Source organism: Mycobacterium sp. AZCC_0083, assembly GCF_014202335.1.
Taxonomy (GTDB): domain Bacteria; phylum Actinomycetota; class Actinomycetes; order Mycobacteriales; family Mycobacteriaceae; genus Mycobacterium.
In genome coordinates this window covers 40,217-57,421 of sequence record NZ_JACHGP010000013.1, presented here as the reverse complement: position 1 = coordinate 57,421, position 17,205 = coordinate 40,217, and the positions used below count along the sequence as shown (strand labels likewise).

The following is a 17,205-nucleotide window of genomic DNA, read 5'->3' as shown; positions in this document are numbered from 1 at the left end:
TGGCTGCGAGGACGAACAGCGTGGAAAGAAAGCCACCGAGGTTCGCGATTGCCTGCGCGACGCCGATGTTTAGGGGCGGATTCGATGTGCGCGCGATGTCCAAACCCACGACCGAACCCGGTCCTCGCGCAGCCAGGGAAAGTACGAGAACGACGAGCATCCACACCGGCGCAGTTCCCGGAGCGGCCAAGACGAGCGTCCACACCGTGCTGGTCGTGCACGAAACGCCGAGGATGACCCACAATCGATACATGGGGTAGCGCGCGGTCATCACGCCGACGAGTTGTCCGATCGGAATTGTGGCAACGGCGAGCCCCATGACGAGCGAGCTTGCCGTCGTCACTGAAAGGTGTTGTGCGGAGGTCAAGTACGGAAAACCCCACAGTAGTGAGAACACCATCATGGGAGACTGCGTAGCCATGTGGCCGACGAATCCAAGTCGTTCGACACGCGTTACGGCCGGTGGTACTCGTCCTTCGCGAGAATCTGCACGCCTCGCCAGCCCCAATAGACGCGGTGGGCATGAATCAGGCCGTTCTCGATTTCCATGACTTCCACGAAGTCCATCTGCTCACCCTCTGGCGTGCTGCGCGGGTACTCCCACATCGCACGGTGTCCGTCGGTGAAGAACCCGGCACGGTGGTAGTGCCGCTCATTGGGTGTTCGCGCGACGACCTCGGTGACGAACGGTCGAAGCTGCGCGTGGCCTTGGCACACGCCGCGTCCGCCGAGGATGTGCGCGACGACCGGGCTCTCCAATGTCGCGTCCGGGGCGTAGCAGGCCAGTAGCCCCTCGACGTCGTGGTTGGCGAGGGCTTCCTCCCATGAGCGGGCCACCGCTTCGACTTCGTTTTCGTCCATGCCTCAAGGGTGCATCGTCGATGGTTCGACGGGCGTCGAAGCATTCAGGCCGAGACGGTGTTCAGTCCGTTGGCCGCCTTCTCCTGGCGGTGCTGGCGCTCGACCACGGCGAAGTAGAACGCGTAGGAGAACGCGCAACTGGTGAACAGGCTGGCCACGAAGAACAGCCACGGCCGTTTGATGCCGCGGCGGTAGCCGTCGACGACGGTGAACAGCGGCAGCAGGATCACGTTGATGATCGTGTAGTCCTGGCTGGCCGACGCCGCCGCCGGGTTGGCGTAGCCGAGCGCGATGAACTGTTGCCAGCTGCCGGGGCCCCAGATCGGGTTGCCCCCTTCGATGGCGTATTGCGCGACGAACTGGTGGTTGAAGTAGTAGCCGAGCGCGATCGATGCGATGCCGATGACGTAGAACGCGATCTCCAGCGCCGAGAACGCCGGGCCGGTGCTGGGGCGGGCGAAGACGTGCGGATTGGCCCGCACGATCCAGACGATGACGAGGACGCCGAGGAGGGCGTGAACGATGAGTGAGACCATGCCCTCAGTATGGGCGGTATCGCTCAAGTTTTGTCATTTTTGACGAAAGAATCGTCCTAGCGGTCGGGGGACGGATCGTTGTCCAGCAGGATCGGCTGACCGTGCGGCGTGGCGTGCGCCGCGCGATCCCATGCGGCGCGACGCGCGTCGAGGTGCCCCGAGGTGGCCACGCCCTTGTCGACGACGATGTGCTCAATGGCAGCCAGCCAATGCCGGTAGTACGTCGAGCCGTCGTCGGGATCGCCCGCGGCCTGGGCACGCGTGATCTCGCTAGCCAACGTCGATGCCCACTCGGTCCAGGTGAACAGGCCGCGTTCGTAGAGCACCAGCGTCATCGCGAAAGCCTGGGCCTCCCAGGGTGCTTCGAAGACCAGAGCGCCATCGGCATCACGCGGAATCGGTGCGACGGGGTCGGCCGCGGCGAGCAGGGCGTCAGCCGGCTTCAAGATAGCTTTCCCACGCATCGATCGAGACCACCAGCGAGGGGTCGGCATCGTCGCCCCACAGCTCCACCCCGGTGAAGCTCACGGTGTAGAGCCATTGCGGATCCTCGCGGCCGGTTGCATTCGCATCGGCGAACACCTGGGCCCCGTGCATCCGTTCGACGATGCCGCGCTTGGCGCGCGCATAACGCGGTAGCCGAGTATGGCCAAGGGGGTTCATGTTTCGGGTGACGACGGCATCGCCGACCGCGAAGCGGGCCGGCGTTGCGACGGGGCGTTCGTTGGACACGGCGGTGGTCAGAACGCGCTGTACGTTCTCCGGCTTGAGCACGCCCGTGCCCGGCCTACCAGGCACGAGCGAACGGCCGGCATCGAGCTCGTCCTGAGCGACCAGGCCGCTCTGCACCAGGAGCTTCTGCAGACCCCTGAGCCAGATTTGGTAGTAGCTCGACGACAGATACTCGGCCGGTGGCAGCGATTCGCGTGCGGCGCGGCCCATGTCGACGTTCCACGCGCGGGCGGCGCCCATCGCAATGGTGAGTCCGAGAACCCGAGCCTCCCAGTCCGCGTGGAACGTTGGCTCGTCGGTCTCTGCCTCGACGGGCCCGAAACCCATCTGGCCACCCATGTCCTGAGCCCCGTTCACGCGGGCACCTGCTCTGGGGAGAGGGCCAGGCCCGTGCCGATCATCGAGTTGCGGGTGACGAGGTCGGCGAGGCGCTCCTCGCTCCAACCGTCCGTGCCGGCGGGGCGCATCGGAATCACCAAGTAGCGCACCTCCGCCGTCGAATCCCAGACCCGGATCCGAGTGACCTCCGGAAGTGTCACGCCGAACTCCGCCAGCACGCCGCGCGGATCGAACACCGCGCGTGAGCGGTACGGCGCCGATTTGTACCAGACCGGCGGGAGGCCCAGCACCGGCCACGGGTAGCAGGAGCACAGGGTGCAGACGACCATGTGGTGCTCGCTTGGGGTGTTCTCGACGGCGACCATCGTGTCGCCCTGGCGGCCGGTGTAGCCGAGCGAGCTGATCGCCGCGGTGGCGTCATCGCGCAGCCATTGCGCGAACCCGCCATCGGCCCACGCCTTGGCGACCACCCGAGCACCGTTACGTGGTCCGATCCGCGTCTCGTAGGCCTCGACCACGGCGTCGATGGCGGCCGGATCGACGTAGCCCTTCTCGGTCAGGATCGATTCGAGTGCCCGCACCCGCAGCTCGACGTCGGAGAGCTCACCGCCGTGCTCGCCATCGGTGGTCATACCAACGGAGTCTATCGGCGAAACCCGTTCTGGCGAGGGAGTTCAGCGCAGCCGCAGGCCCCGTGGGGTGCGGGCGAAGCCGCTGGCGGTCAAGGCGTCGCGCACGGCGGACAGACGGTCGTCAACACTCGGATGGAGCACCGCGACGCCGTTGACCTTCTCCACCAACAACGACTGCAGCCGACGGCCGCCGACCACCTCCGCAAGTGCGGCCGCTGCGGACCGATTCGCCTGCGCGTCGTCGGAGTAGGACAGCAGCGTGCGCCCACCACGCTCCAGGAACCACACCAGCTCCCCGTCGACCAGCACCACCAGGGCGCCGGCCTTGCGGCCCGGGCGGTGTGCGCCGTCGCCGGGCCACGGCAGGGCGGCGCCGTACGGGTTGGCCGGGTCGGCCGCAGCGAGTACGACCGCCTGATAGGCACGCCGCTCCTGGTCGACGTCGTCGAGGTAGGTGCGCAGCCGGTCCACGGTGGAGGCCACCGCGAACTGGGCGCCGCCCAGTGATTCGACGAAGTAGCCGCGTTGGCATTTGCCCGCGTCCTCGAAGGCGCTGAGCACCTTGTAGAGCATCGCGAACCCACCGGGCAGTCCCTCGGAGGACCCCTTGGTCAGGACGCCGTAGCGGTTGAGCAACAACTCGGCCTGGAAGTGGGCACGCACCGTGGATTCCGGCTCGGCGGGCGGGAGCGCGGACCAGCGGCCCGCAACTGTCGGCTCGGACGTGCGGGTCTGGGCATGCGCGACGCTGTAGCGGCTCAGCCGCGGTGGACGCTGGCGTTGGCGGTGTGTGCCGCCGCGCCGGCCCGTGCCGTGCAGCAGTGCGCGCACTGGGGAGAACGTGTCACCGGTGACCCAGCCGGCCCAGATCAGTTCCCAGAGAGCCGTTTTGAGTTGCTCGGAATCGGCGACGCGGCGATCGCCGAGCTGCCGGAAGAAGTACGCGCCACCGTGACCGAGGGTGTCGAGGATGGACCGGTGGGCGTCGGTGAACTCGATCTCGGCCGCCGCGGCCATCGTCAGCGGCGCCGAGTCGGCGGAGTGGAAGGCGATCCAGCCGTCGTTGCCTCCGATCTGGCCGGCGCCCGACCACGTCACCTCGCCCGCCGCCAGCAATTCGTCGAGCATGGCGGGCTGATAGTCGCGGACCCGCTGCCCGAACACCAGAGGTTCGACCGCCGACGCCGGAATGGGCACGCCCGCAAGCTGTTCGATCACGGTGGCAAGACCGTCGATGCCCGACACCTGGGCCTTGCCGACCTGCTGCCAGGCGGGCAGGAACCGGGCGTAGGCCGCCGTGCTCACCGGCTCCACCTGTGCGCGCAACGCGGCCAGTGACCGGCGGCGCAGGATCTTCAATACATCGGCGTCGCACCACTGTTCGGACTCGCCGGTGGTGAGGAACTCGCCTCGCAACAGCTTCCGGTCGACGGCCATCCGACCAAGCACGTCGGCGGTGACGCGCAACCCGAGCCCGAACCGGGCGGCGGCGTCGTGGGTGGTGAACGGTCCGTGGGTGCGGGCGTACCGGCCGAGCAGTTCACCGAGCGGATCTGGCACCGACTCGGTGAAACTCGTTGGCACGCCTACCGGTACCGGGATGCCGACGCCGTCGCGCAGCAGCCCGACGTCTTCGATCGCCACCCACCACGTCTGGCCCGCGAACGAGACCGTCAGCACCCGTCGCGCTGTGCGAAGGCCCTCGAGCCAGCCGCCCACGTCGTCGGCGGTGGACCGCTGAGCGATCTCGTCCTCGGTCAGCGGGCCGAGCAGACGCAGCAGATCGGCAACGCCCTCTGCGTCGCGCGCCGCGCGTTCGGCGGTCAGGTGCTGCAGTTGGGCGATGGTGGACGCGATGATCTGCGGGTCGAGCAGTTCGCGCAATTCGACGCGGCCAAGCAGTTCGGCGAGCAGCACGCTGTCCAGCGACAGCGCGGCAGCCCGGCGCTCGGCCAGAGGGCTGTCGCCCTCGTACATGAAGGCGCCGACGTACCCGAACAGGAGCGAGGCCGCGAACGGCGACGGGGTCGCGGTCTCGACCTCGAGCAACCGAATGCGACGCTGCGCAACGCGATTCATCACATCGCGCAGCGTCGGCACGTCGTAGACGTCCTGCAGGCATTCCCTGACCGTCTCCAACACCATCGGGAAGTCGGGGTACTTGCGGGCGACGTCGAGCAGCTGTGAGGCGCGTTGGCGCTGGTGCCACAGCGGTGAGCGTTTGCCGGGATGCCGCCGGGGGAGGAGCAATGCCCTTGCCGCGCACTCGCGGAACCGCGACGCGAACAACGCCGAGCCGCCGACCTCGTCGGTGACGATGGGATCGATCTCGTCGGCGTCGAAGACGAACAGATCCGCGAACGTGACCGCCCCGCCCGAATCCAGATCGGTGTCGGGCAGTCGCACGATGATGCCGTCGTCGGAGGCGGTGGGCTTCTCGTCGATGCCGTAGCGCTCACGCAGTCTGCGGCTGACCGCCAAGGCCAGCGGTCCGTGCACCCGAAGACCGTAGGGGGAGTGCAGGATGACCCGCCAGTCGCCAAGCTCGTCGTGGAACCGCTCGACGATGAACGTGGTGTCGGTGGGCACGGCGCCGGTGGCTTGACGCTGTTCGTCGAGCAGCTGCCACAGGTTGTCGGTGGCGTAGTCATTGAAACCCATGGTGTGACAATGGGTATCGAACTCCTCGCGCGCCATGCCCGACAGCTTGCCTGTGAACGCACCGATCGCCTCGCCAAGCTCGGCGGGCCTGCCGACGCCGTCGCCGCGCCAGAACGGCAGCCGGGCGGGTTCGCCGGGGGCGGGGATGACGAGCACGCGGTCATGGGTGATCTCGGTGATGCGCCAGCTGGTGGCGCCCAGTGAGATGACGTCCCCCGGCCGCGACTCGTACACCATCTCCTCGTCGAGTTCGCCTACGCGGGATGGTTTTTCGGAGTCGGCGTTGGATGCCAGGTACACGGTGAACAGGCCGCGGTCGGGGATCGCGCCGCCGGAGGTCACCGCGAGCCGTTGGGCGCCGGGCCGTGCGGTCAGCACTCCCGCGTCGCGGTCGTACACCAGACGCGGGCGCAACTCGGCGAACTCGGTGGACGGGTACTTGCCGGACAGCAGGTCCAGCGTCGCCTCGAATGCACTGCGGGGCAGGGTCGCGAAGGGTGCGCTGCGCCGTACGGCGTCGAACCAGCGGTCGGCGTCCAGCGGCTCGAGCGCGGCCGCGGCGACGGTGTGCTGAGCGAGGATGTCGAGCGGGTTGGTGGGCACCCGCATGGTCTCGATCTGACCGGCGAGCATGCGCTGCACGGTGACTGCGCAGTCGATGAGGTCGGTGCGATGTTTGGGGAACAGCACGCCGCGCGAGATCTCGCCGACCTGGTGGCCGGCCCGCCCGATGCGTTGCAGCCCACTGGCCACCGATGGCGGCGCCTCCACCTGGATGACCAGGTCGACCGAGCCCATGTCGATGCCCAGTTCCAGGCTGGAGGTGGCGACCACGGCGCGAAGGCGTCCGCTCTTGAGATCGTCTTCGACGAGCGCCCGCTGCTCCTTGCTGACCGAGCCGTGATGCGCCTTGGCCAGCACGGGCTCCGCTCCGAACGTCTGACCGCTGCCCATGATGTGCGCTGGGGAGCCACCGCCGACCTGGGGGTTTCGTTCGTCGCTGAGTTCGACGCCGGTGCGCTCGGCGTGGATCTCGTTGAGGCGGGCCGTGAGTCGCTCGGCCAGCCGCCGGGAGTTGGCGAACACGATGGTCGAGTTGTGGGATTCGATCAGGTCGACGATGCGGCCCTCGACGTCGGGCCAGATCGAGTTCTCGGCGAGATTGGCCATGTCGGGCACCGGCACCTGGACCGACAGGTCGAAGGTCTTGCCCGACGGTGGCGCGACCACGGTCGCGGGGGCGGTTCCGGCGAGGAACCGCGCGACCTCCTCTGCAGGCCGGACCGTCGCCGACAGCCCGATGCGCTGTGCAGGCTTTTCTAGGAGCTGGTCGAGCCGCTCGAGGGAGAGCGCCAGGTGCGCGCCGCGCTTGGTGGCAGCGACGGCGTGCACCTCGTCGACGATCACCGTCGTCACCTCGGCGAGGGTGTCCCTGGCCGCCGACGTCAACATCAGGAACAGCGACTCCGGCGTGGTGATCAGGATGTCGGGGGGCCTGGCGATCAGCTCCCTGCGGCGCGCGGGCAAGGTGTCACCGGAGCGCACGCCGACGCTGATTTGCGGCGCCGGCAGGCCCAGCCGTTCGGCCACCCGGGTGATGCCCGTGAGTGGGGTACTGAGGTTGCGTTCGACGTCGACCGCCAGCGCCTTGAGCGGGGAGATGTAGAGCACCCGGGTACCCGCCTTCGGGGGGCGGGGTTCCGCGGCGGCGAGCTGGTCGATGGCCCACAGGAACGCGGCCAGCGTCTTGCCGGAGCCGGTGGGTGCGATGACCAGGGTGTTGTCCCCGCTCGCGATGGCCGACCATGCCTCGACCTGCGCGGGCGTCGCCGCGGCGAACGTGCCGGTGAACCACTCGCGCGTCAGCGCGCCGAAGCGCTCGAGCGGATCGATGGTGCTCACCCTGACATGGTGCCCCCACCCACCGACAACCCCCTGCGATTTCGGGGTGCTCAGTTGCGCTCACCGCAACTGAGCACCCCGAAATCACTCGAGGGTGGGGATGCCGGGGACGCGCGCGATGGCGTCGAGCAGCGAATGTGCGCAGGAGTCGGCGATGTATCCCGCGTCGATCGACGGGTCGATGATGCGCTGTCGGCACAGCTCGAAGGTGTAGGCCAGCCAGCCGTAGACGATCACCCGGACGTCGCGCTCCAACTTGGAGTCCAGTGGTCGGCTTGCGGCCTCGATGATCCTGGCCATGATGCGGTCGGCCTGTCGTTCGTTGTCCGTGTCCTCGATGCCGCGCAGCACCGGATCCGAGCGGCCCATTCCGTACGCCGCCCATGCGCCGTGCGGGTGGTGCTCGTCGTAGTACACGTAGGCCAGCACGCCTGCACGCAGCTGATCGAACAGGCTCAGGCCGGGCAGTGGCGGAGTGTTGGTGGCCTCGAACAGTCGCTCACCCTCGGCGCGTACCACCGCCGCGAAGAAGGCGCGCTTGTCGGGGAAGTAGTGATACATCAGTGCGCGGGAGACGCCTGCCCGTTCTGCGATCTCGTCGATGCGCACCTCGTCGTACGGGCGCTGACCGAACACCTCGGCGCCGAGCGCCAAGAGTTCGTTGCGACGGTCCTCGGGGGACAATCTCCTACGATCAGCCACGCGGACATACTACTGGACACGTGTCTAACAGCCGCGGAGGCTGGCGGTTGCCGACGATCGCACTCAACACGAGCGTCCGCGCCGCGCCTACGCCAGAGCACGTCAACTGCCGCGACTACGAACACGAAATCCTGGGAGCTTGAGTCGGAATCATCACGCGCGTCCGTCGGGCCGCCAACCCACCGTGCCTACGTCGACAACGGGTCGATCGACCAGGCGGCCGACTTCACTAATGGCGTTGCACTGGTGACGACGCCGTCACAACGACGCGGTGGAACGCCGGCTACGAGTTCCCGGCGAGATTCTCGAGGCTGGCATTCGTCGCCAGCGCCAAGGGGCGCCGTCACGCCGCCGGAGACCGCTCCGTCAACGTCCGCGCGAGGTCCGGATTGGCCGCGAGGTAGCCGGCGAGCAGTTCGCGCGCGACGGTGACCGAGTCGACGAGCGGGTGCAATGCGAAGGCCTTGAGTGCCTCCGAGACGGATCCCGTCAGGGCCGCGGAGATCGTGTGCCGCTCAACGGCTTTGACCTGTTGCATCAATCCCAGCTGGTGCAGGTCGGGTTGGGTCTCCAGCGTCAGGGGGTGCACGCCGTTGGCGTCGACCAAGGTCGGCACCTCCACGACCGCGTCGTCGGGCAGGCCGGCGATGGTCCCGCGGTTGCGCACGTTGAGGATCATCGTGCGCCTCTCGTCACGGCTGATCGCCGTCATCACCGCTAGCGCCACACCGGCATAACCGAGATGCGCGGGATCGGTTTCGCGATCCCGTTCGACGGTGGGCGCGCCCTGGACGCCGCCCTTGGCCTCGGCCATGTAGCTGGCGCCACGCTCGTCGACCGCACCCGTCCACAGCTTCGCCGCATGGTCGGGGTCGTCGGCGGCTTCGCCGAAGAACCGGCCCTGGGTTTCCAGCAAGAAATCGCCTCTGGTCTGCGGGGATTCGAGGATGCGCCGCACGGCGTCCCGGTTGAAGTAGTAGTAGTACAGATACTCGTTGGGGATCAATCCGAGCGTCCGGAGCCACTCGGCGCCGAATACCTGGGTCTCCTCCATCCGAGCCAGTCGTCGATCGTCGGCAAGCAGCGCGGGTAGGACGTCGACGCCGTCGACCAGGACCCGTCGCATCCACCCCAGGTGGTTGAGGCCCACGTAGTCCATCTGGATGCGGGTGTGGTCGTAGCCGAGCACGCCGGCCACCCGTCGGCCCAAACCCGATGGCGTGTCGCAGATTCCGAGCGCACGGTCACCCAGCACGCTCTGCAGTGCTTCGGTGATGATGCCGGCCGGGTTGGTGAAGTTCAGGAAGTAGGCCTTCGGGGCCACCCTGCGGATGGTCGTCGCGATGTCGAGCATCACCGGCAGGGTGCGCAGGGCGTAGGCAATACCGCCCGGCCCCGTGGTCTCCTGGCCAAGCACGTTGAGATCGAGCGCGACGTGCTCGTCGCAGCAGCGTTGCTCGACACCACCGACCCTGATGGCGGCGAACACGAAGTCGGCTCCGTCCAAGGCAGATTCGAGATTTTTGTGGGTCCGCAGGGTGGGTACGTCGGCGAATCCGTCGGCGAGTTGGTCGAGGATGGCGGTGATGGTCGCCAGCCGCGACTCGTCGACGTCGTACAGGGCGACCTCCGTCACGCGGGGCGACCCCTGATCGCGGATGAGGGCTTGCCAGACGTAGGGGGTGCGGAATCCGCCGCCACCGAGGATCACTAGCTTCATGCGACGATGACCTTTCCGCCGCCTTCGCGGCGCTCAGAGATTTCTTCCTCCGGGGTGCCGGGGGTGGTGATGAGCACGTCGACCTCGTCGAGGGAGCACAGCCGGAGCGCCCCCGATCCGGGAAACTTCAGTTCGCTGGCCAGCAGCACGATGCGATGGGACGCGGCGATCATCGCGTGTTTGATGGGGGCCTCGACCGCCATGTTGTCCAGCACCCGTCCGCCGCGAACACCGGTGCAGCTCAGGAACATCACGTCGGCGCTGAGCTGGCCGAGGACCTGTTCGGCCAGCGGCCCCACCAGCGACTGCTGGTTGCGGCGCAGCACACCACCCAACAACACCAGCTCCACCGCGTCGTCACCGCGCACCTCGTCGAGCACCGCCAGATTGGACGTGATGATGGTGACGGGACGGCCACGGAGTTCCCGTGCGACGAGGGGAGTGCTCGACCCGATGTCGAGCACGACGACGTCGCCGTCACCGACGAGCCGGGCAGCTTCGACCGCCATCCGCTGCCGTAGCTCGTAGTCGGCTCGGGTCTCGGAGAGAAAGGGGTCCTCGACACCGCCGGAGTCGGTGATGTTCGCACGGCTGCCCTGGGTGAGCATCGCTCCGCCGTAGAGGCGCTCGAGTCGGCCGCCCTTGGCCAGGACGTCCAGATCGCGGCGGATGGTGGATTCGCTGACGCCCAGCGCCCCGGCAAGTTGCACGACCGATTGCCCCCCGCTGCTGAGCGCAGCGAGTATTCGTTCATGGCGCTGGGCGAGGAACATGCGGGAATGGTACCCACGACGTGACCGAGTCTGCGCGACTCTGCGCAACTTTGGGCGGAATATCTCCGATATCGGGCGGATTCACGACCGCAACGCTATCGTCACGCAGTGAACGCAGGATGAGGGCGCGCAGAACGTCAAACTACGTCAGACCGTGGAGGTAGCGGCGAGTGACCGATCGTGACATCGACGTCCTAGTGGCGGGTCGGGTCTTCGCCGACTTGGTCTTCACCGGAGTGCACGCGCCCGAACCCGGCGCCGAGGTGTACGCCGACGGATTCGCGATCTCACCCGGTGGTGCTGCCAACCGCGCGGTTGCCTCCGCGCGGCTCGGGGCTCGCACCGCGTTGGTCTCCGAGCTGGGTGACGATCCCATCGGATGCATCGTCGCGCGGAGTCTGCGCGCCGAGCCCGACCTGGATCTGCGCTTCGCCGTCCAGCGGGCGGACTACCAGATCCCGATCTCCGTGGCGATCACCGACGGCCACGAGCGCTCGTTCGTCACCTACGAACACTCCGGGGAACTACCGCCCTGGCCAGCTTCCACCCCGGTGCGAGTTGCCCACGTCGGCCTCGGCCGCGGTCCCGTTCCCATTCAGGCAGCACGGTTGCGCGCCAACGGAACCACGATCGTCGGCGGTGTCGGATGGGATCCCTCGGGGCAGTGGTCGGAGACCCTCCTCGACCATCTCGAAGGCGTCGACGTCCTCATCGTCAACGATCACGAAGCGGTTCAGTACACCCGAGCGGGCACGGTGGACGCCGCTCTCGACGTCCTGGCCCGGGTGGTCGACACGGTCGTCGTGACCCTCGGCCCACGCGGTGCGGTGGCTGCGCGGGGATCCGCCCGGCTGCACGTGCCCGCGATCGTGGTGGACGCGGTTGACCCCACTGGCGCCGGGGACGCGTTTGCCGCGGCGTTCATGGCCGCCACGGCATGGGATTGGGAGCTGCGTGATCGGCTGCGGCTGGCCAGCGTCTGCGCCACCTGCTCGGTGCGCAGCGCCGGCGGAGCGCGTAGCGCACCCCACCCCGTCGAGATCGCGCACCTGCTGGCCGACCACCACTCCGACCCCGGCTGGACCCCGGTCCGGCAGTGGGCCGAACAACGCTGCCATTCACCCGTCCCCGCAACCCCAGGAGCACTGACGCCATGACGAAAAACCGACTGTTCCGACTCGGCGCCGCCGTTGCCGCGGCCGGCGTGGTGTTGTCGATGTCTGCTTGCGCCCCTGGGCCTTCCGGCGACACGACGGCCCCGTCGCCGACCAACGAGGCGTCCAAGGACATCTCGTCCGCGGGCCCGGTGACGCTGACCGTCTGGGACCAGAACACCGACGGCGGCATCTCCAAGGCCCAAGACCAGCTGAACGCCCAGTTTCACGAGTTGTATCCGAACGTCACCATTCAGCGGACCGTGGAGTCGTTCAGCGATCTGAAGACCACCCTGAAGCTGGCCTTGTCGAGCAACACCCCGCCCGACGTCGTTCAGGCCAACCAGGGCTATCCCGACATGGGCGCCTTCGTCGCCGCCGGGATGCTGCGCCCGATGAACGACTACGCCAAGCTCTACGGCTGGGACGGCTACTACCCAGAGGCATTGCTCAAGCAGAACAGCTTCAGCAGCGACGGCAAGACCTGGCAGGGCGACACGCTGTTCGGTGTGTCCCAGACCGGCGAGGTGGTCGGCATTTACTACAACCGGCAGCTACTGTCCTCCCTCGGGCTGCAGGCGCCAAAGACCCTCTCGGACTTGAACTCTGCGATGGCGGCTGCCAAGGCCAAGGGCATTTTGCCGATGGCCTTCGGCAACCTCGACAAGAGCCCGGGAATCCACCTGTTCGGCGTGGTCCAGGCCGCACTGGCCGGCGCTCCTGCGGTCAACGAGCTGGTCAGCGGCCAAGGCGGCGCGTGGACCGACGAGGCGTCGTTGAAGGCAGCCCAACAGATCGCCGACTGGAGCAAGCAGGGGTATCTGACCCCCGGCGCCAACGGGGTGTCCCGCGACGACGCCGTCGCGGGATTCGGCAAGGGCGGGGCCCTGTTCACGTTGACCGGCACGTGGTTGCAGCAGACGATGCAGGACGACCTCGGTCCGAACGCCGGCTTCACGACGCTGACCTCCACGGACGGCCAACCGGCGACCACCGGCGGTCAGGGACTGGCGTGGGCGATCACGTCGAAGTCGGCACACCCCGACGTCGCGGCCGCCTACGTGGACTTCATCACCAACGCCAAGGCCGCCCAGACTCTCCTGGACACTGGCAACCTGCCCACCGTGTTGCCTGCGGACTACCAGCCACAGCCGGGCACCGTCGCCGTCGACATCGCGACCCAGTACCGCGACGTCCAGAAGGCCAACGGCGAAGTGCCGTATCTGGATTACTCCACCCCCACCTTCTACGACACCATCACCGCGGGAATGCAGGAACTCGTCGGTGGCCAGTCCGACCCACAACAGTTCGTCGATACCCTGCAGAAGGACTACGCAGGCTTCCTGGCGGGCAAGAAGTAGCCCGTGACGCTGTATCGACCCGAGCAACGGGCGATCACCGGACCGAGTGACGGCGAGGCGGTGGCTGCTACTCGGAGGCGACCGGCCCGCCGCTCCAAGAAGGCGTATCTGTATGTGGCGCCTGCATTCCTGGTCTTCGCCGCCTTCCTGGGTGCTCCGGTGGTGCAGACCGTGCAGTACTCGTTCTACGACTGGGACGGCATGGGCAGGTCCACCATCGCCGGCCTGTCGAACTACGTCGCCGTGTTCACCAACGAACGGCTGCGGGACTCCTTCCTGCACGCCGGGGTGTTGATGCTGTTCTACGCTGCCGCACCGGTTCTCATCGCGTTGTTCCTCAGTGCGCTCATCTCTCGGGCGCACGCGATGAGGTCCATGTCGTTCTTTCGGACGGTGCTGTTCCTGCCGCAGGTCATCGCGACCGTGGTGATCGCGACCATCTGGATCTCGATCTACTCTCAGGACGGTCTGCTCAACCAGACCTTGCGTCTGGTCGGGCTCGACTCGCTCAGCCGCGTGTGGCTGGGCGACCACACCTTCGCCCTCATCGCGATCGGTCTTGTCGGCACGTGGCTCAACATCGGTCTGTGCCTGGTGCTCTTCTTGTCCGGCATCGGCAACATCGCCCCCGAACTCTTCGAGGCCGCGCGCCTCGACGGGGCCGGGCGGGCAAGGGAATTCATCGCGATCACGCTGCCGTCGTTGCGCGGTCAGATCGCCGTCGCGTTGACGCTGACAGTGGTGTCCGCGCTGAAGACCTTCGACCTGGTCTTCATCACCACCCGCGGTGGGCCGGGGAACGCCACGTCCGTTCCGGCCTTCGAGGCCTACAACCGTGCGTTCAACACCGGTCAGGTCGGGCTGGCTTCGGCCATCGCCGTCGTGCTGACGGTCGTGATCGTCGTGCTGACGGTGTCGATCAGTCGCATCGCCCCGCGGGAGGCCGAGTGAACATCTCCCGCGCCGAGAGGATCGTCAACCAGCTGATCCTGGCCGTCTTCGCTGCGTTCGCGGTGGTTCCGCTACTGGGAGTGCTGTTGTCGTCGGTGACCCCGGCGAACCAGAACTCCGGCGGGTTCGCGATCCCGGACTCCGTCGACCTGGGCAACTACGGGGTGGCATGGAGTCGCGGCAACTTCAGCAGCTACCTCTTCTCGAGCGTGCTCGTCACCGCCGCGGTGGTGATCCTGAGCGTCGTCCTGGCGACGTTCGCCGGATACGCGTTCGCCCGCATGCACTTTCGTGGCTCCTCGGTGCTGTTCTACCTGCTTCTGATCGGGCTGACCCTGCCAACGGAGGCGTTCATCATCCCGCTGTACTTCAACCTGCGGACGATCGGGCTCACCGACACCTACTGGGCACTGATCCTGCCGCAGACCGCGCAGTCGCTGGCCTTCGCCGTGTTCTGGATGCGCAACCAGTTTCGGGGTTTTCCCGGCGATATCATCGAGGCCGCACGCCTCGACGGCTGCAGCGACCTGCGGGTGCTGTGGCGGGTCGTCGTACCACCGTCCTTGGCACCCATGATGACGATGGCCGTCGTCATCACGATGTGGACCTGGAACGAATTCCTGCTGCCCCTGGTCATGGTGGTCTCGGACAGTCGGCGTACCGCCCCACTGGGATTGGCACTGTTCCAGGGTCAACACCTGACCGACTACTCACTGCTGGCCGCGGCCGGGGTGATGGTCGCACTGCCCATCGCCGTGCTTTTCTTCGCGCTGCAGAAGCGCTTCATCAACGGCATGGTCGGCGGCATCTCGTCGCGCTGACCGCGTCCCCACCACGACTCACAGGAGCAAATCCCATGGCCGCCATCCGATTCGAGAAGGCCCAGCACTGGTATCCCAATGCGCCGGCGGCCGCGGTGGCCGGAATGGACCTGGACATCGCCGACGGCGAGTTCATGGTGCTGGTCGGCCCGTCCGGCTGCGGCAAGTCGACGACGCTGCGGATGTTGGCCGGCCTCGAAGAGCTCACCGCGGGGTCGATCTACCTTGGCGACCGGGACATCTCGACGACGGCGCCCAAGGACCGCGACATCGCGATGGTGTTCCAGAACTACGCGCTGTACCCCCACATGACCGTGGGAGGCAACATGGAGTTCTGCCTCAAGAACGCCGGGATGTCCCGCGACGAACGCAAGCGCCGAGTGGCGGCGGCCGCGAAGACGCTCGGGCTCACCGAGTACCTCGACCGCAAGCCCAAGGCGTTGTCGGGTGGCCAGCGGCAGCGGGTCGCGATGGGTCGGGCCATCGTGCGCAATCCGCAGGTCTTCTGCATGGACGAGCCGTTGTCCAACCTGGACGCCAAGATGCGGGTGCAGACCCGCACCGACGTCGCCAAGCTGCAACGCGACCTCGGCGTCACCACCGTCTACGTCACCCACGACCAGACCGAGGCAATGACGATGGGTGATCGCGTCGGCGTCATGAAAGACGGTGTTCTGCAACAGGTTGGCGCGCCGATGGAACTCTACGATCGTCCTGCGAACGTCTTCGTCGCCGGGTTCATCGGATCGCCTGCGATGAAGTTCTTCGACGCGGACCTCGACGGTGCCTCGGTGACGGTGGGCGGACACTCGATGCCGTTGGCATCCTTTGGTGGCCACGATGGCCCGGTCGTCGTCGGAGTGCGTCCGGAGGGCTGGCGGCTGACGACCCCAGGCACCGGTATCGCCGTCACCATCGGGGTGGTCGAGACCTTGGGTGCCGACGCGTACCTCTACGGCACCGCGAGAGTCGAGGGCGGTGATGCCGACGTCATCGCCCGCATCGGCAACCGCGAACGCGTCGGGACGGGCGACACGGTGCACGTCACCGCCGACGGGCACGCGATACATCTGTTCGATCGGGTGACCGGCGTGCGCCTGACCTGACGTCGCTGATTTCCGACCGAGTGCCCAGGCGAATGCAGGGACGGGAATGCGTTGCTAAACGCCATCCAGCATGTCGTACGTCGGCGCAACGGAAAACCCTGGCGGCGCCGAAACTTGCAGCACTTCGCGCAGCCGGTGCCCCAGACGGTCGAGCCGGTCGCCGTCCATGCGGCTGCTCGGTCCGGTGATGCTCACCGCCACGGGGCGACCGGTGGGCCGCCGCAGCGCTACGCCCACACAGCAGATCCCTGCTTCGTTCTCCTCGCGCTCCATGGCGAATCCGCATAGCCGCGCCTCGTCGACCGCTCGGCGGAAATTGTCGACCACCGCGGGTTCCCCATCGGCGGTGTACGCCGACAGCTGAGCATCCGAGGCGCCCTCGCCGGCGACCATGGCGCGCCCCAGTGCGGTGGTGAGCACACTCACCTGACGGCCTACCCGGGACCACACGCGCAGAGTGCGGTCGGGTTCCACTTTGTCCAGGTACAGAACGTCGCGGCCTTCGAGGATGCCCAGGTGCACCAGTTCTTGGACTTCTTGGCAGATGGCGAGCAGCGTTGGGCGGAAGAGCGCGGGCAGGTTCTCCTCGCGCTGGAAGCGTTCCACCAAAAGCGCTGGGCGCGAACCCAATCGGTAGCGCTGATTCTCGCCTTGCTCGGCGAATCCTCGGTGCTGCAGCGCTTGCAGCGTTCGGTGCGCGGAGGCCTTGTTGAGCCCGCTTGCCTCGACCACGTCACGTAGCGCCAGGCCGTCGGGCCCCGCATCGGCGAGCAACTCGATCAACGCGAGGGCCTTGTCGACGCTTCCGACCGGGGACGGCAAGTCGCCATTCATCATCACGTGCCCCTTCCTTCCGCAGCCGTACCGAGAGCTTGGCACACCGAAATTGGTGACCCTTGACACAATTCGACCCGCGTGTCAGTGTGGTTCACATAACGATACGTGCGGTTCATA

General features: G+C 67.2%; 15 protein-coding genes. 5 read left to right on the top strand and 10 right to left on the bottom strand.

Features of this window, described 5'->3' with window-relative positions; genetic code table 11:
• Positions 1 to 453 precede the first annotated feature (453 nt).
• The 9 genes from HNP02_RS28850 to HNP02_RS28810 form a co-directional block, all read right to left on the bottom strand.
• The gene (locus HNP02_RS28850; protein ID WP_184444060.1) at positions 454 to 861 is read right to left on the bottom strand and encodes a nuclear transport factor 2 family protein; all 408 of its coding nucleotides are present in this window, start codon (positions 859 to 861) and stop codon (positions 454 to 456) included.
• Between the two features lie 44 nt (positions 862 to 905).
• Entirely contained in the window at positions 906 to 1,397 is a 492-nt protein-coding gene (locus tag HNP02_RS28845; RefSeq protein WP_184444059.1) for a DUF2834 domain-containing protein, read from the bottom strand.
• A gap of 56 nt (positions 1,398 to 1,453) precedes the next feature.
• Positions 1,454 to 1,843, bottom strand: a complete 390-nt coding sequence (locus HNP02_RS28840; protein WP_221318158.1) for a nitrile hydratase accessory protein — start codon at positions 1,841 to 1,843, stop codon at positions 1,454 to 1,456.
• Positions 1,830 to 2,486 carry a nitrile hydratase subunit beta gene (gene nthB / locus HNP02_RS28835; RefSeq protein ID WP_184444057.1) on the bottom strand — a complete coding sequence of 219 codons (657 nt, stop codon included), beginning with the start codon at positions 2,484 to 2,486 and terminating at the stop codon, positions 1,830 to 1,832. Before nthB ends, HNP02_RS28840 begins: the two co-directional genes overlap by 14 nt.
• Positions 2,483 to 3,100 carry a nitrile hydratase subunit alpha gene (gene nthA, locus HNP02_RS28830; protein WP_184444056.1) on the bottom strand — a complete coding sequence of 206 codons (618 nt, stop codon included), beginning with the start codon at positions 3,098 to 3,100 and terminating at the stop codon, positions 2,483 to 2,485. Before nthA ends, nthB begins: the two co-directional genes overlap by 4 nt.
• A gap of 42 nt (positions 3,101 to 3,142) precedes the next feature.
• Positions 3,143 to 7,663 carry an ATP-dependent helicase gene (locus HNP02_RS28825; RefSeq protein ID WP_184444055.1) on the bottom strand — a complete coding sequence of 1,507 codons (4,521 nt, stop codon included), beginning with the start codon at positions 7,661 to 7,663 and terminating at the stop codon, positions 3,143 to 3,145.
• 84 nt (positions 7,664 to 7,747) lie between these two features.
• Positions 7,748 to 8,365 carry a TetR/AcrR family transcriptional regulator gene (locus HNP02_RS28820; RefSeq protein ID WP_184444054.1) on the bottom strand — a complete coding sequence of 206 codons (618 nt, stop codon included), beginning with the start codon at positions 8,363 to 8,365 and terminating at the stop codon, positions 7,748 to 7,750.
• Positions 8,366 to 8,708: 343 nt separating this feature from the next.
• A complete protein-coding gene (locus HNP02_RS28815; RefSeq protein ID WP_184444053.1) occupies positions 8,709 to 10,085 on the bottom strand; it encodes a 6-phospho-beta-glucosidase in 1,377 nt (458 codons plus the stop codon).
• A complete protein-coding gene (locus tag HNP02_RS28810) occupies positions 10,082 to 10,858 on the bottom strand; it encodes a DeoR/GlpR family DNA-binding transcription regulator (RefSeq protein ID WP_184444052.1) in 777 nt (258 codons plus the stop codon). The genes HNP02_RS28815 and HNP02_RS28810 overlap by 4 nt, the downstream gene beginning before the upstream one ends.
• A 170-nt stretch (positions 10,859 to 11,028) precedes the next feature.
• Here HNP02_RS28810 and HNP02_RS28805 point away from each other — a divergent pair, with 170 nt between their 5' ends.
• The 5 genes from HNP02_RS28805 to HNP02_RS28785 are packed head-to-tail and all read left to right on the top strand — an operon-like array spanning position 11,029 to position 16,251.
• A complete protein-coding gene (locus HNP02_RS28805; protein WP_184444051.1) occupies positions 11,029 to 12,015 on the top strand; it encodes a PfkB family carbohydrate kinase in 987 nt (328 codons plus the stop codon).
• Positions 12,012 to 13,373, top strand: a complete 1,362-nt coding sequence (locus tag HNP02_RS28800; protein ID WP_184444050.1) for an extracellular solute-binding protein — start codon at positions 12,012 to 12,014, stop codon at positions 13,371 to 13,373. The genes HNP02_RS28805 and HNP02_RS28800 overlap by 4 nt, the downstream gene beginning before the upstream one ends.
• A gap of 3 nt (positions 13,374 to 13,376) precedes the next feature.
• Positions 13,377 to 14,324 (top strand): sugar ABC transporter permease, encoded by a 948-nt coding sequence (locus HNP02_RS28795; protein ID WP_309241730.1) that lies wholly within the window; start codon positions 13,377 to 13,379, stop codon positions 14,322 to 14,324.
• Positions 14,321 to 15,145 carry a carbohydrate ABC transporter permease gene (locus HNP02_RS28790; protein ID WP_184444049.1) on the top strand — a complete coding sequence of 275 codons (825 nt, stop codon included), beginning with the start codon at positions 14,321 to 14,323 and terminating at the stop codon, positions 15,143 to 15,145. Before HNP02_RS28795 ends, HNP02_RS28790 begins: the two co-directional genes overlap by 4 nt.
• A 35-nt stretch (positions 15,146 to 15,180) precedes the next feature.
• The gene (locus HNP02_RS28785; RefSeq protein WP_184444048.1) at positions 15,181 to 16,251 is read left to right on the top strand and encodes an ABC transporter ATP-binding protein; all 1,071 of its coding nucleotides are present in this window, start codon (positions 15,181 to 15,183) and stop codon (positions 16,249 to 16,251) included.
• Between the two features lie 54 nt (positions 16,252 to 16,305).
• Here the strand turns inward: HNP02_RS28785 and HNP02_RS28780 are convergent, their stop codons facing one another.
• Complete coding sequence (locus HNP02_RS28780) at positions 16,306 to 17,088, bottom strand: IclR family transcriptional regulator (RefSeq protein WP_184444208.1); 783 nt, start codon at positions 17,086 to 17,088, stop codon at positions 16,306 to 16,308.
• Positions 17,089 to 17,205: the final 117 nt, after the last annotated feature.

What these genes read in the sequence shown, in the direction of transcription:
- HNP02_RS28850 (WP_184444060.1), bottom strand. Translation starts at nt 861, where the DNA reads ATGGACGAAAACGAAGTCGAAGCGGTGGCCCGCTCATGGGAGGAAGCC.
- HNP02_RS28845 (WP_184444059.1), bottom strand. Translation starts at nt 1,397, where the DNA reads ATGGTCTCACTCATCGTTCACGCCCTCCTCGGCGTCCTCGTCATCGTC.
- nthA (WP_184444056.1), bottom strand. Translation starts at nt 3,100, where the DNA reads ATGACCACCGATGGCGAGCACGGCGGTGAGCTCTCCGACGTCGAGCTG.
- HNP02_RS28815 (WP_184444053.1), bottom strand. Translation starts at nt 10,085, where the DNA reads ATGAAGCTAGTGATCCTCGGTGGCGGCGGATTCCGCACCCCCTACGTC.
- HNP02_RS28810 (WP_184444052.1), bottom strand. Translation starts at nt 10,858, where the DNA reads ATGTTCCTCGCCCAGCGCCATGAACGAATACTCGCTGCGCTCAGCAGC.
- HNP02_RS28800 (WP_184444050.1), top strand. Translation starts at nt 12,012, where the DNA reads ATGACGAAAAACCGACTGTTCCGACTCGGCGCCGCCGTTGCCGCGGCC.
- HNP02_RS28785 (WP_184444048.1), top strand. Translation starts at nt 15,181, where the DNA reads ATGGCCGCCATCCGATTCGAGAAGGCCCAGCACTGGTATCCCAATGCG.
- HNP02_RS28780 (WP_184444208.1), bottom strand. Translation starts at nt 17,088, where the DNA reads ATGATGAATGGCGACTTGCCGTCCCCGGTCGGAAGCGTCGACAAGGCC.